The organism is Dysgonomonas termitidis, assembly GCF_042654545.1.
Classification (GTDB): Bacteria; Bacteroidota; Bacteroidia; order Bacteroidales; family Dysgonomonadaceae; genus Dysgonomonas; species Dysgonomonas termitidis.
Genome location: NZ_JBHSGN010000015.1, coordinates 21,002 through 44,567, shown reverse-complemented (window position 1 = coordinate 44,567; position 23,566 = coordinate 21,002). Strand labels below are relative to the sequence as shown.

General features: G+C 38.7%; 17 protein-coding genes and 1 pseudogene. 10 read left to right on the top strand and 8 right to left on the bottom strand.

Annotated elements, in window-relative coordinates; translation table 11 throughout:
• Positions 1-5: 5 nt before the first annotated feature.
• From ACFO6W_RS02715 to ACFO6W_RS02670, 10 genes and pseudogenes are all read left to right on the top strand, one after another.
• Entirely contained in the window at positions 6-974 is a 969-nt protein-coding gene (locus ACFO6W_RS02715; RefSeq protein WP_379993786.1) for a family 43 glycosylhydrolase, read from the top strand.
• A 393-nt stretch (positions 975-1,367) separates the two neighbouring features.
• A complete protein-coding gene (locus ACFO6W_RS02710) occupies positions 1,368-2,366 on the top strand; it encodes a malate dehydrogenase (RefSeq protein ID WP_379993785.1) in 999 nt (332 codons plus the stop codon).
• A gap of 27 nt (positions 2,367-2,393) precedes the next feature.
• Positions 2,394-2,459 (top strand): annotated as a pseudogene (locus tag ACFO6W_RS02705) (hypothetical protein); the annotation flags it as partial.
• Between the two features lie 21 nt (positions 2,460-2,480).
• Positions 2,481-2,633, top strand: a complete 153-nt coding sequence (locus ACFO6W_RS02700) for a hypothetical protein (protein ID WP_379993784.1) — start codon at positions 2,481-2,483, stop codon at positions 2,631-2,633.
• 40 nt (positions 2,634-2,673) lie between these two features.
• Positions 2,674-3,036 (top strand): DUF1304 domain-containing protein, encoded by a 363-nt coding sequence (locus ACFO6W_RS02695; protein ID WP_379993783.1) that lies wholly within the window; start codon positions 2,674-2,676, stop codon positions 3,034-3,036.
• Between the two features lie 103 nt (positions 3,037-3,139).
• Positions 3,140-3,619: a glutathione peroxidase gene (locus tag ACFO6W_RS02690; RefSeq protein WP_379993782.1), complete on the top strand. Its 480-nt coding sequence runs from the start codon at positions 3,140-3,142 to the stop codon at positions 3,617-3,619.
• A 3-nt stretch (positions 3,620-3,622) separates the two neighbouring features.
• Positions 3,623-4,054, top strand: coding sequence for a pyrimidine dimer DNA glycosylase/endonuclease V (locus tag ACFO6W_RS02685; protein ID WP_379993781.1), 432 nt, complete (start codon positions 3,623-3,625; stop codon positions 4,052-4,054).
• Between the two features lie 25 nt (positions 4,055-4,079).
• On the top strand, positions 4,080-4,544 hold the full coding sequence (locus ACFO6W_RS02680) for a TspO/MBR family protein (protein ID WP_379993780.1): 465 nt from the start codon (positions 4,080-4,082) through the stop codon (positions 4,542-4,544).
• A gap of 116 nt (positions 4,545-4,660) precedes the next feature.
• A complete protein-coding gene (locus ACFO6W_RS02675) occupies positions 4,661-5,425 on the top strand; it encodes an SDR family oxidoreductase (RefSeq protein ID WP_379993779.1) in 765 nt (254 codons plus the stop codon).
• A gap of 31 nt (positions 5,426-5,456) precedes the next feature.
• The gene (locus ACFO6W_RS02670) at positions 5,457-6,365 is read left to right on the top strand and encodes a helix-turn-helix domain-containing protein (RefSeq protein WP_379993778.1); all 909 of its coding nucleotides are present in this window, start codon (positions 5,457-5,459) and stop codon (positions 6,363-6,365) included.
• Between the two features lie 341 nt (positions 6,366-6,706).
• On the opposite strand, the gene ACFO6W_RS02665 is transcribed toward ACFO6W_RS02670, so the two are convergent.
• The 8 genes from ACFO6W_RS02665 to ACFO6W_RS02630 all read right to left on the bottom strand — a co-directional run bounded on the left by ACFO6W_RS02665 (position 6,707) and on the right by ACFO6W_RS02630 (position 22,390).
• Positions 6,707-7,234 carry a ParB N-terminal domain-containing protein gene (locus ACFO6W_RS02665; RefSeq protein ID WP_379993808.1) on the bottom strand — a complete coding sequence of 176 codons (528 nt, stop codon included), beginning with the start codon at positions 7,232-7,234 and terminating at the stop codon, positions 6,707-6,709.
• 137 nt (positions 7,235-7,371) lie between these two features.
• A complete protein-coding gene (locus ACFO6W_RS02660) occupies positions 7,372-8,676 on the bottom strand; it encodes a DUF3440 domain-containing protein (RefSeq protein WP_379993777.1) in 1,305 nt (434 codons plus the stop codon).
• On the bottom strand, positions 8,673-9,074 hold the full coding sequence (locus ACFO6W_RS02655) for a phospholipase D-like domain-containing protein (RefSeq protein WP_379993776.1): 402 nt from the start codon (positions 9,072-9,074) through the stop codon (positions 8,673-8,675). Before ACFO6W_RS02655 ends, ACFO6W_RS02660 begins: the two co-directional genes overlap by 4 nt.
• A gap of 9 nt (positions 9,075-9,083) precedes the next feature.
• A complete protein-coding gene (locus tag ACFO6W_RS02650; protein ID WP_379993775.1) occupies positions 9,084-10,667 on the bottom strand; it encodes a DEAD/DEAH box helicase family protein in 1,584 nt (527 codons plus the stop codon).
• Positions 10,668-10,948: 281 nt separating this feature from the next.
• A complete protein-coding gene (locus ACFO6W_RS02645) occupies positions 10,949-12,148 on the bottom strand; it encodes a cation:dicarboxylate symporter family transporter (RefSeq protein WP_379993774.1) in 1,200 nt (399 codons plus the stop codon).
• Between the two features lie 64 nt (positions 12,149-12,212).
• Positions 12,213-13,862, bottom strand: a complete 1,650-nt coding sequence (locus ACFO6W_RS02640; protein ID WP_379993773.1) for a RagB/SusD family nutrient uptake outer membrane protein — start codon at positions 13,860-13,862, stop codon at positions 12,213-12,215.
• 41 nt (positions 13,863-13,903) lie between these two features.
• A complete protein-coding gene (locus tag ACFO6W_RS02635; protein ID WP_379993772.1) occupies positions 13,904-17,026 on the bottom strand; it encodes a SusC/RagA family TonB-linked outer membrane protein in 3,123 nt (1,040 codons plus the stop codon).
• Between the two features lie 543 nt (positions 17,027-17,569).
• Positions 17,570-22,390 carry a RecQ family ATP-dependent DNA helicase gene (locus ACFO6W_RS02630; protein ID WP_379993771.1) on the bottom strand — a complete coding sequence of 1,607 codons (4,821 nt, stop codon included), beginning with the start codon at positions 22,388-22,390 and terminating at the stop codon, positions 17,570-17,572.
• Positions 22,391-23,566 lie beyond the last annotated feature (1,176 nt).

The following is a 23,566-nucleotide window of genomic DNA, read 5'->3' as shown; positions in this document are numbered from 1 at the left end:
TGAAAATGAGAAAAACCGTTGTTTTAATAAACCTGTTCATAGCTTCTCTGTTTTGTGTTGCACAGGATAATCCATTCATCCGGCATATGTATACGGCAGATCCGTCAGCGCATGTTTGGAAAGATGGCAGACTTTATGTATATGCTTCACATGATATAGCTCCTCCCAGAGGATGTGATTTAATGGATCAGTACCATGTTTTTTCAACTGACGATATGATAAGCTGGATAGATCATGGTGAGATCCTTCGTGCATCGCAAGTCTCCTGGGGGAGACCCGAAGGAGGTTTTATGTGGGCCCCCGACTGTGCATATAAGAATGGGGTATATTATTTCTATTTTCCTCATCCTAGTGGAACGGAGTGGAACAAAACATGGAAAGTTGGCATAGCTACCAGTAAGAATCCAGCCAGCGGCTTTAGTGTAAAAGGATATCTTAATCTGGGTGATGATAACTATGCGATGATTGATCCGTGTGTTTTCGTAGACGATGATGGGCAGGGCTATTTTTATTATGGAGGTGGTGGACGTTGTGCAGGAGCAAAGCTGAAAGACAACATGATAGCGTTGGAGGATTCATTGGTATTTATGGAAGGACTGGATGATTTTCATGAAGCGGCATGGGTTTTCAAAAGAAATGGGATTTATTATCTTGCTTATTCCGATAATAACAGAGAAAATGGAAAAGGTGCAAACCGTCTGAACTATGCAACGAGTAATAATCCGTTGGGTCCATGGACTTATCAGGGTGTTTATCTATATCCTACAGGTTGTGATACCAGCCATGGCTCTGTTGTAGAATATAAAGGTCAATGGTATGCTTTTTACCATAATAGTATATTGTCGGGAAGAGGAAATCTCCGGTCAGTTTGTTTTGATAAACTTTATTTTAATCAAGATGGAACAATACAAAAGGTGGTACAGACTCTTGGCGAAAAATTTTTACCTGAAAAAGCACAGGAGTCTGCCCGATGACCCCATTTTTTTAGTGAGTATTTTTATTGTTTATCTATATCCGGTATTTTAATTTATTTATTACCTTATCTTTCTCCTATTCTGCGAAATCTTTAAGTATAGGGATGATAGCGAACTGTCAGGGTCGATACTCTATGGATAATAATAGGTTGATGTTAAATATTTGAATGTCAATCTAATGCCCAACATCACATATCCTCAAGGACAGTCAGATGGATTAATTGACAAATTCATTGAGTTTTGTTTGAACAATAAGATAGATAATCCCATATTTTACTTCATCTCTATTATGATATATAACGCTATGACTTTTTATTATAACCTATAAATGTTTTAAAGGATGAGGGATCTTGAAAAATCAGGTATATTTGTAACAACAAAATAATAAATAATATGAAAACTCTTACATCTGAAAAACTGACAATAGTCGGTGCTGCCGGAATGATTGGTTCGAATATGGCTCAGTCAGCTATCCTTATGGGCCTATCTTCTAACATCTGTTTATACGACCCATATGCCAAAGGCTTGGAAGGCGTAGCGGAAGAACTGCTACAATGTGGGTTGAAGGGTATAGACATTACTTATACAAGTAATATCCGCGAAGCTTTAGAAGACAGCAAATATATTATTACATCGGGAGGAGCGGCGCGGAAAGAAGGTATGACACGCGAAGACCTGTTGAAAGGAAATGCGGAAGTTGCGATACAATTTGGAAAAGACATTAAGCAATACTGTCCGGATGTAAAACATGTTGTGGTCATATTTAATCCGGCAGATATAACAGGGCTGCTGGTTTTATTATATTCGGGACTAAAGCCCTCACAAGTATCTACTCTTGCAGCTTTGGATAGTACCAGGTTGCGGAATGAATTAGCCAAACATTTTAATATTCATCCTGATAAGGTCGTCAATTGTAGAACTTACGGAGGACACGGGGAGCAAATGGCTGTATTTTCATCTACGGCAACTGTTAACTCAGAGCCTCTGAATAGTTTAATCGGAACATCTGTTTTGACCAGTAATGAGTGGAGTGATATCAAAGAGAAAGTCATTCAGGGAGGCAAAAGAATAATAGAATTAAGAGGGCGTTCCTCATTTCAAAGTCCGGCATACCTGTCACTGGAAATGATACAGGCCGTTATGGGAGGTGAGAAATTTGACTGGCCTGTGGGCGTATATGTTTCAAATGGCGAATTTTCCAATATTATGATGGCTATGGAAACTAAGCTTGATACAAATGGTGTACATTACCAACCGGTGGGAGGTACGCCCGGAGAGCATAAAGCCTTACAGCAAAGCTATGGACATTTGTGCAGCCTGAGAGATGAACTCATTAGATCGGGGGTGATTCCTGCAATTGATAAATGGAGCTCTATAAATTCTAATTTATAGCCAATAATATTATAAAAGCACTCCGACATCCAAAGGCAGCATCTGCATATCATTTCATTACGGATAGATGAAACAGGTAAAAAGATAAACGACAGTTATGAAGTAGCAAGGTCGATGAAAATCTGTAAGGAACTGGAGCGGGAATTCAACCTGATTCCATTAAAGAAAGGTCAGCGGGAAACTTTGCCTGTGAGAAAGAGAGGGAAGAAGAAATCCGACGCAAAAAACAAAAAAGACGAAGAATGTAATAATTATCTTGAAAAATAAATCTTTACTTCGTAGGGTAATATTCTTTAAAGAAAAACAGATGGAAATATTATCTAAAATATTAATAGGGCTTGTGGCTCTTGAGCATATTTATATCCTTTGGCTTGAAATGTTTGCATGGACAACAAAAGGGCGAAAGACTTTCAAAAGTATACCGGATGAATTATTCGAGAAAACTAAAGGACTGGCTGCTAATCAAGGTTTATATAATGGTTTTCTGGCAGCCGGGCTTATCTGGTCTCTGCTGATTGACAGTCCGGACTGGAGCCAGAATACAGCATTGTTCTTTCTTAGCTGTGTCGCTATTGCAGGAATTTATGGAGTTATCACTGCTCAGAAATCAATCTTCTTTAAGCAGGCTTTACCTGCTCTGATTGCAATTGTTGTCTTATTCTTGAAATGATGAAAGTTTATACATGAAACGAATAAAGGATATTTCAATAAAAATTATCACAATCTAATCTAAAATCGTTTGAGATTGTTGTATATGGTAAAACAAGTATATTATGAGTATATATGATTTTACCGTAAAGGATAGCAAAGGCAATGATGTTCCGTTATCCAACTATAAAGGAAAGGTGCTGCTGATTGTTAATACTGCTACCGCATGTGGTTTTACCCCTCAGTATAAAGATTTACAGGATCTATATCTTAAATATAAGGATCAGGGCTTTGAGATATTGGATTTTCCGTGCAATCAGTTTGGAAAACAGGCTCCCGGAACCAATGATGAAATTACCTCTTTCTGCGGAATGAAGTATAAAACTACATTTACCACATTTGGCAAGATTGAGGTAAACGGAGATAATGCAGATCCTCTTTATAAATACCTGAAGCAAAATAGCAAAGGAATCCTAGGCGATTCTATAAAATGGAACTTTACGAAGTTCCTGATCGACAGAGAAGGAAATGTCATTGACCGATATGCTCCGATAACTAACCCGTCAAAGATTGCCGGGACTATCGAAAAACTCTTAGCAAAATAATACATGCGGTTATGGTCTTTACATCCTCAGTATCTTGATTCGGCTGGGCTTAATGCCTCCTGGCGTGAAGGGTTATTGGCTAAGAATGTGCTCTTGGGTAATACAAAGGGATATGCGAATCATCCTCAGCTGATTCGTTTTAAGAATAGCCCTGATCCAAATCTTTACATTGATGCTTTCCTTACCGAAATATACAAAGAAGCTGTGAGAAGGAACTTTTCATACAATAAAGAAAAGATTCGTGTGATTGAAAATATTCCTTCAATTCCCGTTACGAAAGGGCAATTGGAATATGAGTATGAACATCTGAGGCGAAAACTCCAGAAACGAAGTCCGGAATTTTTAGTGAAGTTACCAGTATTAACTGAGCTAAAACCACATCCTCTATTCGAAACGATAGAAGGAGAAGTCGAGGATTGGGAGATCATAACATAATAGCAATAACAAGAATTAATATTCTATGAGAAAATTTTTATACATATTACTTCCTGTAATAATTTGTTTTTTAGTCGGATTCACAGCCAGTTATTTTCAATCGGAATCTATACAAACATGGTATCCGACATTGAATAAACCGGAAATAACTCCTCCCAATATAGCTTTTCCTATTGCTTGGAGTATAATATACCTATGTATGGGTATTTCTATTGGTTTGATATTAAATTCAAAAGGACGGAACAAGAAATTTCTGACTTCATTATTTGCTGTTCAGTTGTTCCTTAATTTTACATGGAGCATTTCATTCTTCTATCTGCAAAATCTTCTTTTAGGTTTTATCAATATTATCTTGTTGGATCTGGCTGTTTTATACTATGCTCTCAAATGTTGTCCCACAAACAGAATTAGTGGAATATTGTTTGTTCCTTATATCCTTTGTTTGTCTTTAGCAACATATCTAAATGCTTATATTCTGATATACAACTAACGTCTTTTATAGAGAGGTTAATGAATTATTTGATTTTTACCATAAGCGGATTGAATCATACAGTATCAATGAGCTATATACCAGTATCTTTGTGTTGTAATTAAAACTATTGAATTATGTCACAACAATCAAAAATCGCATTAGTAACAGGCGGTAGCCGTGGACTAGGCAAGAATATGGCTTTAAATATAGCCCGAAAAGGACTGGATGTAGTCCTTACCTACAACAGTAAAAAAGAAAGTGCTTTGGAGACAATCGCAGAGATAGAGCAACTCGGACAGAAAGCCATTGCTCTCCAACTCAATACTGCCGATGTAAAAAGCTTCGATTCTTTTTTCGAATTACTTAAGCAGGAATTGTCTGTAAAGTTTGGTATTCAGAAAATAAACTATTTGGTAAATAACGCAGGCATCGGAATTAATTCAGCTTTTGCCGAAACAACCGAAGTGGATTTCGACAGTCTTTTTAATATCCATTTCAAAGGTGTTTATTTCTTTACTCAAAAAGCATTGAACATACTCGAAGACGGTGGCGGTATCATCAATATCTCAACCGGTCTGGCACGTTTCTCCCGGCCCGGATATTCCGCTTATGCATCTATGAAAGGAGCTATTGAGGTATTAACAAGATATCAGGCAAAAGAACTTGGAGCCAGAGGTATTCGGTCTAATGCCGTTGCTCCTGGTGCTATAGCCACCGATTTTGGCGGAGGTATTGTCAGAGACAACGAGGAAGTCAATAAAATAACCGCTAGTACCATCCCACTAGGAAGAGTCGGTTTGCCCGAGGATATTGGCGGAGTAGTTGCATTTTTATGTACTGATGACGCACGATGGGTGAATGCCCAGCGGATCGAGGTTTCCGGAGGTCAAAATATTTGAAAAGAAAAAGAATACTTAAGCTTATATTATAATGGAGAAGGCATTGTCATTAGCAGACTTTTATCGCATTAAATTAGGGATCTTACCTAGTGAGATTATCGGGAAGATAGGCCAGTTCAATGTCTTTTCTCTGGATGATTATATACAGCCTGATCATACTATCCCATACAGCCGCAAAGACTACTATAAGATAAGCCTGATATCCGGTAGCAATACTGTTCATTATGCCGACAAAACGCTGGTTGTAGAAAATAATATGCTGTTGTTTGCAAATCCTCAGGTTCCCTATAACTGGGAACCTTTGAGTCTGGATAAGACAGGCGCATTTTGTGTTTTCACGGAAGACTTTTTCAAAGGATATGGCGATTTTAAAGCCTATCCTTTGTTTCAGCCTCATGGAATACCTATCTTGGATCTGAATGATGAAGAGTTCAGGCAAGTACGGATAATTTATAACAAGATGTTCTCGGAGATTAATTCCGATTATATCTATAAATACGATGTCCTTCGAAATCTGGTTACAGAAATTATTCACACCGCTTTGAAGATGCGGCCTGCTATAATGCGTCCTGTTGGGCACAAAGAGTTTCACGCATCTGACAGAATCACATCTTTATTCCTCGAACTACTGGAAAGGCAGTTTCCGATAGAATCAACAATACAAAGTATCCGGCTTCATTCTCCCGGTGACTATGCACAGCAGCTAAATATCCATGTCAATCATCTGAATAAGGTACTGAAAGAAGTCACAGGAAAAACAACAAAGCTATTGATCTCAGAACGGATTGCCTTGGAAGCAAGAGCCTTACTGAAACATACCAACTGGACGATCAATGAGATAGCTTTCTGTTTGGGATTCGAAGATCCGTCACATTTTATTAAGTTCTTCAAAAAGAGTGAGCAGGCTACTCCGAAGGTATTTAGAAAGAATGAAGTATAAACTATTTTCTCATTTGCTGCCAGATCAAGTTTATGAAAGAAATTTCCCTCCTTCCGTCGAAACCCTTCGTGGTTTTATGAAAGGGCATTCGTCAAAAGGAGAAAAATTTTATTGTGGGTTTAGGTTCGATTTCGGGTTGCTTTCTCGAATAGATTGATCTTTTGGATTGTGCCTTTACTCCTTATAAAATCCCGTATCTCAGATGCCGATAGTAGATTTTAGCTTTTACCCTAAAGAAGGGAAGGCTGCCATCGTCCCGGTACTGTTGCAAAGTGCAGTTTGACACCTTAAGCAGGAAACACAAGTCCTGATTATCTAATATCTTTAAATTATCCGGTCATTTACTCTCTATCCGGCTTTCCGTCTATTGTCCTTACCGAAAACTCCCGGTCTTTAAACAGTTCCGCAATACCGGTCAATTGCTTTAACCGCAGGATTTCATCCATGTCCATCCCGATATGTTTCGATATCCATGTGCCGGATTTCCCTATAGAGATCAGTTCCCTTACTATTTCCGACATCAGGGTTATGTCATGGGTGCCCCTGGCCCGGTTATGACGTATGGTTGAAGCCATCCTTTCACTTAATTCCCGCCTGGACTCACGGATATAAGTTACAGGAAGCCTGCCCTGTGTACTTTGGGATATCTTCCGGGACTTGCGCTCAGCCTTCCTGCGGTGAAACCCGTCCACGATCCGGATGATATCCTTTTCCGGACTGCCGACAACAGGCATGGTATAGCCGTCTTCCTCGATGGACGTAACCAGCAAGGCCATTTCCGGCGGGGCAACACTGTTCGGGTTATAGTCGTTGCCTTCTATGTTTTCCGATCTTTCCCATGCGACGAAGTCTACCGGATGGTGTTTCATCGGGCTCACTTCGTGCAACATTGAGCGGACATAATTCAGGGTGTCTATTTTTTCATCCGTATCTTTCATGTCTTTTATATACCGGCATATAGATGCAGTCATTTGTTGAAAAACATAATTTTCTTCATTTTGATTTTTCATAGCATTTCTTCGTATTTCCGGATTAATTCCTGTTGCCTTAATATCTGCTTCTTTGTCATCGAGAAAGACAGTGTCCTGCACGTAATATCATTTTTAAGGATAGCCATGCACATACGTTTCCACGAGAGGAAATCCGTTTTGTTATCCAGGCCGGGCAATGCATCCGGTATGGTTTTGAAACGCACGACATATTTGTCACCCTTTCCCCGTTTACTGTACTGCCGGGTATTGACGATCATATCCGGGTCCAGTTCGAGGATGTCTTCCTCGCTGACGGGAGAACCGGTCCTGTTCCAGTAACGGATAAACTTTATGAATTTGGCCGTATATATCCTGCGGGTTTCTCCGGGAAGTGTTCTCAGCAGGAACTTACAGTAGCTTTTCCATGTATGCCCCTGAGGAAGGCTTATCCTCCCGGCTCCCGTCGCTTTGGTCCCGCAATAGATATTCCCGAAGTTGGCTCCGCTGACACGGTCTACTACTCTTACCCATGTTTCGGGCTCCAATACTTTGAAAAGGTTTAGCCCGGCTTTTTGCTCATCCCCGTAAGGCTCGCATATCCGCATCCCGGACAAAGGCACTCCCGCCATATAAAACAAATCGTAGATACTGTTATAGGGCTTGCGGTACCTGCCGTTGTATGTCCAGATATCTTCTGTGCGCCAGTCACAGATAGGGTAAAAGTTATAGGTATTGTCCGATATCCGGGTTGAATAGCTTTTATCCTTATAGGAAAGCTTATCCTTCCGGGAGACGGCATGATAACGGTTCAGGCTTTCGTCCGCCCGGATACCTATCAGGCAGGCGGTCTTTTTATCCCCGTGCTGCCGGGCATACCAATCGCCGAACAGGGGAGTGAACTCTTCGAAAGTCATATTCTCCCTGTAAAAATCAAAGGGATGGTTATCCTTATTGATAATAAAGTCATGTTCCGGCATCGGACGTACCCATTTATCTTTTTTAGCCGGGTCCCAGAATATCCAGAACGGCTCATACATGGAAACCGCATTGGTAGTCGTCATCGGAAGGCATACCCAATAGGGCTCGATAAGGTCAAGGTTATCGAGGTACATCCGTTCAATAAAACGGGCGGTTCTTTTATAGGAAGCCTCCACATCCATGTACAGCACGCCGATTTTACGCTTTATCCCGTGCCGGCGCATATAGTCGAGGACAATATTGAGCATCACCCCGCTGTCTTTGCCTCCTGAGAAAGCCAGGTATATATTCTCAAATTCCGAGAATATATATCCGGTACGTTCCAGGGTAACCTCATAAACATTCTTTTCACAGCCGCTCATATGATCTTTACCATTTTAAAATACTTCGTCCACTGCTTTTCTACAGAGAAGCCCATTTCTTCGAGGAGAGGCCGGTCCGAATTGTCGGCAACGAAAGTAACGGGCGTCCCTTTCTCTACATCCATCAAGGCGCGTTCTATCAATATCCGTAATAAGTCCTTATCCTGCCAGGTAAAGTCGTTGCACAGGTGGTCGTTCACAATGGAAATGAATCCGGTAACCATATTCTTCCCTTTGACGGAAATATACCAAAGGTGGTCTTCTGTGTTTTTGAAAGGATAGCCTCCGTTCAGGCGGATAACTTCCGGATTCATCACAAAAGGAGCGATCAGTTCATACAGCCGGTTATCCGTACCCCATACTTTTTCTATCCTTATTTCATCATGAGTGTGTGTCATATGTATAGTTTATAAGCTTTCTGCAAATTCTCTCAGTTTCTGCCGGTCTGTAAACAGCCGGTTGACCTGATTCGCCAGTTTTTCCTTGCGGGACAGGGCCTCCACGATCTTCCTGTCAATCCCGCTGTTGGTTATAAAGCGTTTTACCGGGGTATCCCGGTCCGTGTCATTTTCCCTGATATAAGCGAGTTCCCTCCTGTAATTCCTGTACCTGAAAGAGAGGCTGAAGAAAATGATTTCGCATTGTGCCCCGACTCCTTCCAGGCATGTTTCCTGTATGCCCAATGTGGAAATAAGATACTGTTTATTATTCCGCATGAACTGTGTCCTTTCGGTTCTCCTGTCGCTTCTGTTCCTGCCACAGAAAACAGCGCAGGATTTCCTCCCCCAGAAGCTTGTCAGCAGGTCCACTTCAAAGAGGTACTTGCAAAATATAACATACCTGCATTCCTTGCATGCGTGTTTTTTCAGCAAAAGCAATTTATTGGTATTGTAATAATGATCCTTTTTATGGCCTGTGGAAATATAACCGCACGCGATCCGTTCCATTTCCCCCATGATCCTGAAAATATCATATACCTGTATTTCGTATTTTTCAATGAGTAAGAGCAGTTCATTCTTTTTTCTCCTGTAAGATTCTTTTTGAGTAGGAGTCAGTTCACAGATGTAGGTCCTGACATCCGGCTCGGCTTCCGGGGCTCCTTTCTCATCGACCGGGTAAGTATAGGGTTCTGCCAGTCCAACCAGATACGGCAGGTTTTTATATCCTAATATCTGCTTACCATCCACCCCTCCGTAAATAATATGCTTCCGGGAAAAATCGTCCCACCGGTAATATCCGAGTATATCCTTATTCAGTATCCGGTACTGCATATAAATATCATGGATGTTATTCACAATCAATGATTCGGTCATCAACAGTTTATAATTGCACTGGTCGGCGATATCCATCATGCGCCGGGAGCGTATGGCGTCGGGTGATTTGAACAGATGGCAGTCATCGATCACAAGCATAGTCCGGGCATCTACTGACTTTAATAAGCTTTCATAAGCCTGTATGTTAAAACTTAAACTTTCTACCGGGATAAGATATACGGGAAGGGTTATCCCCGGCCACTGCCTCTCCATCTCTTTTTTCAAAAGGGGAACCTGTACATTCGGTAAGAATAAGTATAATTTGTCGATCCGGTTATTCCGGTAACGTATCCAGGCAAGGGATAGCGACAGGAACCATTTATCCTGCCATCTTCCTGTCAGTAAAACGGATACTTTCATGCTGCACAGGAACCGGAGGGCGTTTCCATAATAGGGGATAAGGTTTTCTACGGCAGGGATGAGTTCATCCCGCAGGCGGGTAGCCAGGGGGATATTCCGGTGTATCAACTCACAATCGAATATGATCTCATGGAATTGCTCTTCAAGTATCTGTTTAATCCGTGTAGCCTCCTGCCTGCACCAGGAAGGGGTATAATCATTCGAAGAAACATCCACATTGAGCCTCAATCTGTCGTTTACAACCTCGAAGCAGGCTTTTATCCTTACCCTGAATGGAGAATAATTCAGCGTATAAGGGATATATACACGACAATCCATACAGGTATTATGATAAAGTTTTGAACCCTTTATCCGATCAGATAATTCTATGAGAGATTGTGGTACAACCATTAGTTTATGAGTTGTATGATTACGAACAATCAAATTTACGGGATTTTTTATTAAAACACCGTTTGTTAAAATGAATATTTTATCGAATATTTATTTTTATTGACATTCTAGTAAACCTCTATTCACCCACCATTTTATTATCATATATTTGTTAAATAGTCTCTCTCATAATGTAAAATATAGTTGTGTAATTATCCTTTAACAGTCTGTTAGTCCTGTTCTTCAATATTTAAACTCTCTTCATGCCTATCCGCATAGGAGCTAAGAATCAATGTCAGAGCTCCGTCACTGGTTATATTATGAGTCGTTCCAAAACTATCAAGGAGAGCAAAAATGCTGATCATTAATGCCGTTCCTGCTTCATCGATTCCCAAAACAGCATGAATTAGTCCCAGTGATGTTATGAGAGTTCCTCCCGGCAATCCCGGTGCAGCAATAGCGAATATCCCCAAGAGAGGAATAAAAATAAGCATCTTATCCAATCCCGGCATTGTTCCATACAATAATTGGGATACGGCAAGGGACAAAAACACAACGTCCAGGATTGATCCTACAAAATGGATATTCCCAAATAAAGGAATTGCAAAATTCCTGATATCATTCCGTAGTACAGGACTCTTTTTTATTTGTTCTATGGCTACACCCAAACTTGCTGCTGAAGACTGCGTTCCTAAAGCAGTGAGAACCACCGGCCCATAATACTTCAACACATGCCACGGATTTTTACGTGAATATATTCCAGCCGAACTATAGAGTATAGTCATCCACGTGATATGACAAAGAACGGTAACAATCAGTATTGCAAAAAAGACAGGCAATCTTGAAGCTAAAGCCCCTTCATATGCCAGTACACTAAAATTTGCAGCAATAAACAATGGTAATATCGGTAGAAGAAACCTTTTCACCATTATAAATACCAGATTCTGAAACTCATATAATGCACTCTCTATCTTATCCGACTTCGTCCATATAATAGAAAGTCCCAGCATGAATGAAAGGACTAAAGCCGAAAGGACAGACATAAGAGGAGGTATATCCAACCGGAATATCATTTCAGGGATCTCTTTCAAAGACTCTGTCGCAGGTACAATGTCAAAAAGTGGAATCAACTTATAGCCGACAACAGCAGCCAGCGTTGCGCTTCCGATACATGAAGCATAGGCTAGTATCAGGGAAACACTTAATAGTTTCGATGCATTTCTTTTCAGCTTGGTTATTGATGGTGTGATAAAGCCAAAAATAAGCAGGGGTATCAGAAAAAATATGATCTGTCCCAATACATGTTTTATGGGGAGTATAACGCTTATTACGGTTTCATTAGCAAACATGCCGATCAGCATACCGATAACTACGGACAAAAGCAGCCTGAAAGTTGTATTCGATATTATTTTTAGAATTATAGTTTTCATTTATAAAAGAATTAAACCTGTGCTATCAATAGACGATAACACAGGTTTGTTTTTAGAAATATTTTTAGTAGCCCGGATTCTGAGGAGTAATACCTAAGCTGGTATAATCCTCACTCAGCGGTATAGGGAAACGATAGAATTTTCCATGTAAGTTATCTACTTTAGCGTGTAGGTGGCTATGTACACGGGCATAGAATGCGGCATTTATCTTATTTGCTATTTCTGGGAACGCAGCCTTGATAGTTGTAGCCGACTGATATTCAGGTTTGTAATATTCATAATTAGGCACGGTGTTCTTCACCTGAGATAGCAATGTTCTCCAGCGTACTAAATTCAGCCAGTGCTTTTGCTCAAAAGCAAATTCATAATCCCATTCGTTGTACAAGTCTTCTTTTGTGAGAGCCGATAATTTTCCTCCATGCTCATAATGACCTCCAAATGCTCTTTTTCTGATTTCATTTACAACAGGTAAAGCTTCAGATGCTTTATTAGAGAAAAATAGTGCCTCTGCTTTTATAAGCAGTACCTCTGCATAACGGAAGTCGATATGGTCAATATTATTCGGCTGTTCATCCAGAGCTTTAGTTCCGTCAGTTGTCCTATGTATCCATTTGCCTGGACGGACAATACTTACCGGCCAGGTCAATGTATCTACTACAGCATCGGTATATTCTATACGTGTTGCATATGAGAAGAGTTTACGTATATCGTTATTGTCGGGAATACGGTTTTCGAGTGTAATGTCGGCATAGCTGATATGCGGATCGGTTCTTGCACTCTTAGGCCATGTGAATCCGCAATGTGTCTGATGATTCCCTTGTGCATCGATTCCATCTCCATCATGATGAATAGAGAAGATGACTTCAGCATTATTCTCGTTAGCCACACCCCATATACCATTGTAGTTATCTAATAATTGATATCTACCGCTGTTTATCACTTTATTTGCATATTCCACAGCCTTTTGCAGCTTTTCCGTATCGGGAGCCGGTTTTGTGGGATCGGTCGTACCAGAAATTGCAGAAACCTCAGATTGCGAAAGAGGCTTTTGCCCCCATGTTAAATACACCTTTGCCAGAATTGTGTTTGCAGCTCCTTGTGAAGGATTGGATTTATTACTGTCGAATTCAGGCAGATTAGGTAAAGCATCTGTCAGGTCTTTAACAATCTGATCATACACTACATCAATAGATGCACGCGTTCTTTCTGTACTGTTAGATGTCAGTACCAGGGGTACTTCTCCGAAAAGTTGTACCAACTGGAAATAGTTATAACCACGGATAAATTTGGAACGCGCTACCAACAGGGTTTTATCTGTTTCTGTCAGATTCGAGCTGGTACTTGCTGCGCCAATTTCCTCTATTGCCAGATTTGCTGCGCCAATACTTTTATACAAACGGTTAAAAACCTTGATTGGGTACCAGTTGCTCGGTGTTGTTTCAAATACACTCACTTGAGGCCCATCTTTGGAATCGTCTACCTCTTCAAATGAGATAGTAGTTTCTGTAGCTGATTCCAACAGGAATGAATAAGACGAAGATAATGTTTGTAGCGGGCCATATACCGCATTGGCAAGAGCCTCGGCTTCTGCTTTGGTTTTCACTGAAGAAGAATTTTCTCCTCCATCGTCAGGATCATTATTATCACTGCAAGAAAACAATGCAATGGAAAAGAGTGCAAACAGCACTATTGAAAAAAACAGATTCTTTTTCATTTTAGCAATCAATTTGGGTTTATAATAACAAGATTTTCTATTCAAAAAGTGAGGCTTACTCCAGCCATAAAACTTTTAGAAGAAGGGTAAATTCCAAGATCTACACCACTGGCTACTTCCGGGTCGTAGCCTTTATATCTAGTAATCGTAAGAAGGTTTCGTGCAGAAGCGAAAACACGCACTTTCGCTGAAGAGGAATTTACTTTGATTGGGATTGTATAGCCGAGCGTCACATTTCTTAATTTCAGGAATGAGGCATTTTCTACATACCGGCTATCCAGTTCTGTCGCACGCGTACTACCGAGATAAGGAATTGTGTTGGATGGATTGGTCTCCGTCCAGCTATTTAGTAATGCCGCCGACATGTTATAAGAATCATTCGGACGCTCAAGGTAACGTCTTAGCAGATTGTAAACCTGATTGCCTTGTGAACCCTGCAACAGAATATAAAAGTCGAAGCTGCCATAAGAGGCTGAAGAGGAAAAACCATAGGTAAAATCAGGTTGAATATTGCCTAAAACTACCCGGTCGGATTCGGGTGTCACCCTGCCATCGGGACTTCCATCAGAACTACTTATGTCGGCAAATTTAGCATCTCCGGGTTGCGGAGTCCGCCCTCCTATTGTAGGCAGTTTTGAAATATCCTCATCAGATTGCACTACTCCTAAAAAACGGTAGCCATAGAAAGAACCGACCGACTCACCTACACGTAAAATTTGTTCCTGATCGTTTCCTTCGGTCAATCCATCATATTCGCCCAGGCTTGTGATGCGGTTTATATTACGGGCAATATTAGCCGAAGCAGACCATGAAAAGTTTTTTCGCTCTACTAATTTCGCATTCAAGGTGAACTCAAATCCTTTATTAATAACATTTCCAATGTTGGCAATCTGCTTTTCGCTGGTACCCGAACCTAAAGGAGCAGGTATCCGGAGTAGTAAATCATGTGTCTTTTTATAATAAACATCAGCTGTCAGGGTAAATCTGTCATTCAAAAATCCGGCGTCTATTCCGGCATTGTATTCCGTCGTTGTCTCCCATTTAAGATTAGAATTACCCAGATTTTTCATGTCGTAAGCCGGAGCGCCATTATATCTTCCGGTATTGAAATATTGTTCGTATTCGTCGAAATCTATTTCCTGATTGCCCGCTTTCCCATAAGTCAAACGAAGTTTTAATGTGCTTAATGCCGGGGAAAGAGGCTTTGCGAATTCTTCTTCGTTTACATTCCATGAGAATCCTATAGAAGGGAAATAGCCCCATTCATGACCTTTCGAGAAACGTGAAGATTTGTCAGCACGATATGTTGCTGTCAGGTTATACCGCTCCAGCAATATATAATTTGCTCTGCCCAGAAATGAGTTGAATGAAGCTTTTTGCTTACGCGAAATAGGAGGAAGCTCATTTCCTGTAGCCAGATTATCGAAAGATTCGAGATGATTGGCCTTGCTTACAGAAAAGTCCGTTTTCGTATTCTGATAAGTATATCCGGCTAGCAAGTCTATAAAGTGAACCGGGTTTAGCTGTTTTGTATATGAGAGTAAAAACTCATATTGAGTAACATCAGTACGCCTGTTTCCAATGGCTCCCATCCCCCGGATATCCTGATTGAGTCCCAGTGCCGTATAGGGTGGGGCAAAATAGTTTTGTGTAATATAATCAGTATTTGCTCCTGCGTTAACCTTTGCCTTCAGTTCTTTAAGGATATTGTATTCGACAAAGAAATTACCCAACAACGATGTGCTTATGGTTTGCCCAATGCTGTTCTTTAAGTCCGAGACGGGATTTGCAGCCTGACCATAATAACTCAGATAGCTATATTCGAACGGATTCTTGTAATTATAGCTTCCATCGGCATTGTAGATGGATAATACTGGAGGCATATATAAAGCATAAGTAAGTGAATTGGCTATCCCGTGAGAATAAGGCGAATCGTTATAATTGGCTCCTTCAAAAGTAGTGAGCGCATCCTGCGTGCTTCTGTTTACCGTGGCGGTAAGTCCAACTTTCAGATTCTGATATAGTTCTTTATCTAGATTCAACCGCCCGCTAAACCGTTTGAAGCCTGAATTAAGGATAATGCCCTTTTGATCCGTATAATTACCTGAAATAAGGTAGCGGGTTTTCTCATCCCCTCCGCTGACCGATAATTCATGGGTTTGTGAAATTCCGGTCTGCAATACTGCATTTTGCCAGTCAGTCCCTTTATCAAATTGAGCAAGCTCTTCCTGGCTATAATACAGGCTGGGCTTATCGTTGAAATATTCTTTCTGGATTGAGAGCCATTGTTTAGCTGTCAACAGATCAAGCTTTTTCGCTGATTTATCTACGCCTATGGTATATTGGTAGCGAATGGTATTCCCTCCCCGTTTACCTTTTTTTGTAGTCACAAGAATTACTCCGTTTGCTCCCCGGGAACCATAGATGGCTTTTGCCGATACGTCTTTTAAAACTTCTATCGATTCTATGTCTGAAGGATTAATCGCCGCCAAAGGATCGAGACTTCCATCAATATTACCTACACCTGCCTGAGTCGCATTTTTTTCGCTAAAGAATATGAAGCCATCTATCACATATAACGGCTCATTGCTTGCATAAATCGAATTCCCGCCACGGATACGGATAGCCGACCCCGTTCCGGGCTGCCCTGAATTTTGGGAGACGTTCAGTCCCGCGATACTCCCTCCCAGAAGTTCGTTTACCGAAGTAGCCGGTTGTTCCAGAGTTGCTTTGGAAACGGATGCTACAGCTCCGGTTAGTTCTTTTCTTCGTTGTGTTCCATAGCCGACAACGACAACCTCGTTGAGAGCATTTATATCTTCGGTAAGATGTATGCTAACAGGGTCTGTTGCGTTCTTTACAATGACCTCCCGGCCTTTATATCCAATCAAACGGATTGACAGTTTAAGTGGAAACCTGCCGGATACTTTCAGTTCAAATCGGCCGTCGGCATCCGTACTGCTCCCGTTGGTTGTAGCTTGTTCAACGATAGTAGCTCCGGTTACCGGCTCTTTTGTTTTTTCATCAAGGACATATCCTGTCAGTGCTGTCTGGGCATGAATGACCAGTGGACACACGAATAGGACCAGGAAAATGCAGGTGCATTTTTTGACAGAAAAGGAAGAAGTATAACTTCCTTTAAAGAAATTAGTTATCTTTACCATGGATAAATGAATGTTTATCAAGAGCACTTCCAAAGCCATTTGCCGTCGGATAAGGAAGTGTTCGTTTTTTATATACGGATATATCTATTCCATATAGCTGACAGACAAGCTACCAACCATATAAAACCGAACAGTTTAATTGATAAGTCCAGATTTTATGTTGCTATTAACAGCAACACATTCGCATTCGGAAAGAAGAAAAGTTTTCGAAGCCGGAAAGGGCTGGGCAAAAGAATGTGCCGGAATTAGTGCTCTCCTGAAAAGAAAGGGTCGATTGTTTAGAAAATGATTTCATTTTTGCCGTACTTATATTATCATAGTGATTTCGATACAAATTAACATACATTTAATAAAATGTAAAATACCGCATATATGGTATTTTGCTCGCATGATTATGGTATAAATGGATTTTGTGCACATGCATCAAACATATATATAAGAGAAGTAGCTTTAAATTCGTCCTAATATTTCTGGGATTTATATCTTCATCTATATTATAAAATTTTCAGTTTATTATTCTATAATGTTATTTTCGAGCGCAGATTACTTATCTTTTTCAAAATAAAGTTCGGGCAAAACAATTTTAATCTCCTGCTCTTCCTTTTCTTTCTGCCAATAAACAATAAAATTCACCTTTGCACTTTTCAATTCATAATTTTTCTCCTTCATATTTTCTATTTGTCTGATAAATTGTTGTGAGAATTTTAAAACTGATTGGCCTTTGGAATTTAAACATTCATTTCCATTAAGAACCAAGACATCACCACTTATGAGGGGGGAAATTGCATATTGCTTGTTTATGAAATAGTCAAGCCATACATTTTTATAAGTCAAGTGCATAGCAATTTCATTTGGCGAAGAATGTATTTCTAAGTTTTCCGTTCTTTCCAAATTTTCTACGGAAATATCATCGAGAAAGTTTGAATTCAGATGAATTGTCAAGTTCTGTTTAGCTCTTGTCATTGCAACATACAATTGTCGCTTAGCTTCACTTGTAGCTATATTGAAATTTTCAAGTAATAAAAAGACATTATCAAACTCTTTGCCTTTCGCTTTGTGAATTGTTGAAACAAAAATGGTTTCTCCATTCTCGTTGAAAAAGTCCTCTAACTTAGATTCATATAAGAAAACCTCTAAATCAGATTTATATTTCTTCTTCGGGTTAGTTGCTTCAAAATCTTTGATGATGTTGGCGCATAGTTCTAATTTATTGCTATTACGGAACTTATTTACTAACTCCCGTTTCGCATTTTCCCAATTATCATCGTTAATGATGAAAATATCATCTCTTAAGTCTAATTTACTCAAAAAAAATCTAATCTCAGAAAGATTGTACAGGTTGAAACCATCATTTGTTTGAATTAATCTTGCTTGTATTCCGTTTTTCAAAAGCAAGCCCGTTATCTGCAATGCTTCATCATTTGTTTTTGTTAGTACACAAGTGGTTCCTGTAAGCTCGGTTGCGAGGATGTCTTGTACAAGTGGATTGATAAGGTTATCACTTTGATAACGAACTAGTTTTATCTTTCCATTATAGGTTTGCTTAGCAATAATTGGCGTTTCTTTTAATCGGTGAGGAATTCGTTTTACAAATTGATTGGTAAACTCTACGAGATTGCATTTACTTCTGTAATTTTCAATTAATTCATGTTTTACAGCGTTGTTAGATAAAATAAACTGTGTGAGATATTTCGAACTTGCTCCTCTGAATTCATAAATATTTTGGTCGTCATCACCCACTGCAATTACCCTCATTTCCTCGTTTTGTTCCATCAAAGTATTTATCAGGTTGAACTCATTGATATCCATATCCTGAGCTTCGTCAATTACCAAAACCGTTTTAGTGATTCGGTTTGCTTCAACTTCTCCGTTCTTAATTTTTTCAATGGTATTTGTTAGAATTGAATCTGACTTTTCTAAATTTCCAATTTTACCCAACAAATCAAAGCAATAAGAGTGAAATGTCTTTATTTCTATATAATTAGCTGCATTACCAATCAGCTTGATTAACCTCTTCTTGAACTCTGTAGCCGCAGCCCTTGAAAAGGTGACCATCAGCAATTGCTCATGCTTTACATCTTCCATTAAAAGAAGAGAAGCGAGTTTGTGAACTAATACTTTTGTCTTACCGCTACCTGGTCCGGCTGCAACCACAATATGCTTTGTTTCGTTGTCGTTTATGATTTTTAGTTGTGTCGGAGAAAGTTCCCCAAAAAGCTGCCTAAATTTAGTAGGCGTTAAATTTCGCTTGATTTCATTTTGTCTGCTGCCTTTAAAATATTTATTGAGAAAAGATGTGTAGTTTAATTGAAAATAATCATCTACAAATTGTAAAGCATTCTGGTAGTCGGTAATCATTTTTTTTGCATATTCGCCAACAATATGAATTTGCTGAACTTTATTTTCGTAAAATTGATTTAACTTCTGATAGTCATCTTTTGTATAACGCTTTTTATTGTCCTGTTCGGTTCGTTCTATGGTTAATCGATTATATGTAACCAAAAAACCACCTTCAATTTTTATTGCCTCAATTCTTGACAAGTAAAATAGTGTATCTTCTATATCATCAATATCAATGTTTAGTTTAAAGAGATTGGAACTATTCTCATACGCTGCTTTCAATTCATGAATGGAGAATTCGACCAACACTTCCTCTTTTCCTACATCATCTTTCGAGGAATTTAGGTTGCTCTTTTCGTAAAGAAATTCAACTATAAATTGTGCCAATTCATATCGTTTCTCCAATTTTTCTTTCAATACCTCTTTAGACTGTAGGCAAAGTACCACAACATGATTCTTTGAATATTCCAGATTCTGTCTCTTAATCCAATTCTTGATTGCCCAGAAGTTGAGGATGGTTTTTATTTTAGACGTATTTACATTTTCATAACCATTTTTTTCTGCTTCTTCGTTGAGTTGTTTGATATGAAATTCCTTTTCCTGTTCCTCGAATAATGGAAGTAAAAAGTTTTCAATTTTATTGAATGTTTCTACAATATGAAGTGAACGGTTCTTGTTTTCACCTTTTTTAATGAATGCTGTTAAATCTTTTGCATCAGCTAAAATTTTTTCCTCGCGAAGAAGGTTTACAATATTTATGACCTCCTCCTTCACAATTCCCAAATGATCACTGATATAGTCAATTCTTGATTCCGCCACTTCTTCGCTTGATTGTTTCCGGCTTTTACTTGAAAAAAGTTTCTTTATAATCCGGATTCCTTTTTCTTTCTGTCTTTCTCCAAACCTATCAGATGAATTGATTTTGTCAATCGCTTCTTGTGCATTTTTGGACAGAATGCTATTGGCAAAAATTCGTGGCATATTTTGTCCGCGCTTCAAATATCCCGCATCTTCCAATGTGGCAATAGCTGTTGTAACTCGTGTTTCAATCTCTACCACATTGTCGTCCCATCCCGCTTTTCTTGCAATTTCTAATGCAGAATTTGAAACTTTTGAGCGAAACCGGGTTATTTCTTTAATGGCTTTCCAAACTTGTTGAATTTCTTTAATGGAAAGCTTGGTTTGGTTCAATAAGATAAAATGCTTATTGAGATCTTCTTCATTAAACAGTACAAAACAATCCGCAACAATGTGTTCATCTCGTCCGGCCCTACCTGCCTCTTGAATATAATTTTCGAGCGAGTCTGAAATTTCATAGTGAATGACCATGCCTATATCTTTTTTGTCCACCCCCATTCCAAAAGCAGAGGTTGCAACCATGATTTGAGTTTCACCGTTAATGAATGAGTCTTGATTTTCAGACTTTTCCTGCTTATCCATCTTCCCATGATACGGTTTTGCGTTAAAACCATCTTTAGTCAGTCTTTCTGCAAGCAAATAGGCTTTTCTTGTTCTTGAGACATAAATAATTGTCGGACAATTTTTCTCTTCAATCAAGTCTCTTGCTGCTTGATATTTTTCTTCTTCATCTCCTTTTTCAAAAACTTTGTATTGAAGATTTGTTCTTGAGGCTTTTGATGTATACAGTTCAAGATCGATAGAAAGTTTTTCTTTAAAATAATCCCGAATATTCTCAATCACTTTTTGTTTTGCTGTTGCCGTAAAACACGAAACAGGAATTCCGTCCTCAAGATTTTTCTTTTCTTGAACTGACTTAATGAAATCGCCGATGTACAAATAATCAACCCGAAAATCCTGCCCCCATGAAGAAAAACAGTGAGCTTCATCAATTACAATACGAGCTATCTTTCTTCCTAAAATCAATCTTTCTATGGTCTTTGAACGCAATGATTCGGGTGATATATAGAGAATGGATGCAGAACCATCCTCCACTCTTTCAAAAGATTTAGCTCTTTCAATCGGATCAAGTAATCCATTTATGGTAACTGCCTCAGTAATTCCAAGTTTTTCAAGATTGTCGACTTGATCTTTCATCAACGACTGTAAAGGGGAAATTACTACTGTAAGACCTTTTGAACTCTCTCCACTCATTAAAGCCGGAACCTGGAATGTGATTGATTTTCCCCCTCCTGTCGGGAAAACAGCAAGCAATGATTTGTTATCGATTGCAGCTTTAACTGCTTTCTCTTGTAGCGGTTCACCTCCATAAGTCCTAAACGAATTAAATCCAAAGAACCTTTTTAAACCTTTGCGAACATCTAAAGCATTGTTGCAGTATGCACAGCCACTTATACAAGGCTTGTTTCGCAAACGAAACATTATTCGTTCAACTTCCGGATAGTTCTTTAGTACCCAAGGAGGAGTAATTGAATGAATCTTTTTGTGAAGAATGAATGAGTGAATCAACGATAAACAGTAAGCAAGTTCAATTGGAGATTCTTCTATAATTTTTGTTAAATCAACTTGTTCACAAATCTCATCTTTAAACTTTAGCCGAATCAGCTTTTTAATATCCGAATCTATACTTGTATATACGATGAAATCAAAGAAAGCATAAAATTCTTTTTTCGCCTTCAACAGTAAATAAAAAATTTGTTTAAGAGTTTCCTCTGTTTGATTAAAAGCGGTAACCTCATCATAGAATAAGTCTTTTGCTTTTATGGAATCATTCAAAGGATTGTTGATGTCTTCTGTTTGAAGTTTGTCATCTTTTAATAAAGCATGATATGGATTTGTCGGAAAAAGCAATGGAGAAAGAAACAGTGTATCAATGATATTTTTAGGATTGATTCCGGAATCGGTTATTGCTGTTCCAATATATTTAATGTCATGATTGAAAATATTATGTCCACAAATATATTTTGTTCCGTTAAGAAACTGAGTAAATTCTACGACAGAAGTTTTATGAAAAGAATTTCCATTATCCTTAATAGCTCCAATATCAAGAATATTCCTACTTTTTGGGTCAATTTCAGTGTCAACGAATGCTATGAGACGATTCATAAATGTATTTTCTTATGTTCATATCTTTATAGTTGCTTCATTTCATTTTGAACCTTTACTTTATATTTAATCAGGCATTATTCCGCAAGTGAATTAAAAAAAATCTCAAACCACAAAATCTTCTCACTATCTGCTTTATTGAAAAGTAGGTGCTTAAAATCTTTTTACTTCTTTTTCAGATCAACCGTTTTCAGTAGTCCTGTTGTTGTTTACTTAAACTCTTGCAAATTATTCACTCCGCAACGCTTTAAACTTATAAGTTATCCCAGATGTTCCAATTATAAGAAAGCATAAAACATCAACTTTTTTCCTTTTTTTAATTCTTCCAAATAGGTTCTTATTTGTTGTTCTCAATTATCATAGTGATAAAACCTTCTTGACATAATTTTATTGGTTAAAACGGTCTGTTTGTCTTTTGTTTCATTTCACTCATAATCGCTAGCCTTAAATATGTATATCAGTCCGTATTGAAATAAAAAAAGAGTCGATAAACAAAGGGATATTCTGACTTATGCCGATATCAATAAAATCTAACTTTGTTTGATTTTTATTGAGCCTAAATATTTGACTTATTTTCATGGCTTACAGATATTTTCGTTCGTAGCAAAGATACTTGGATTTAAGCAAATAAGGTAAATAAATAATTATTTTCTAGGTACAAATACGAATTTTATATTATAAAAAGCATTGCGGCTTTCATATAATCATTAACCGACAAAGGCTATTGTCGGAGGGTTATTCTACGAGGTACCGCCCTCCAAAAGGTAGAGTGGCCTCTTTTTTCTCTCCATTCTTTTATAAATAAATTCTCCAATACTTTAATATCTTTTTGATAAATTGTTTTTTTCTAGTCCCGAAATAAAATATCTTTTCCGAAGGTTGATTTCCTTCCCATACCAATTTTATTTTATCAGACTCTATAACCTCTTTGCATAAGAAATCGGGTACAACAGAAAATCCTTTACCATTACTCAGGCAACGAATAATAGGACTAAAATCCAGATACTCTTTAAAATGTTTTTTCCAAAAGTTAAATAAATGCTGCCATATTTTTTATGCGAAAGTTTAGATTTAGATATAATTCCGCCAATGCCTTTCTTGTTATCCGGTCTTTAATAATCGAAGAAAAGATACAGGCATGCCCGGTGTAGAAATATCCGACATACATTAAGGAAC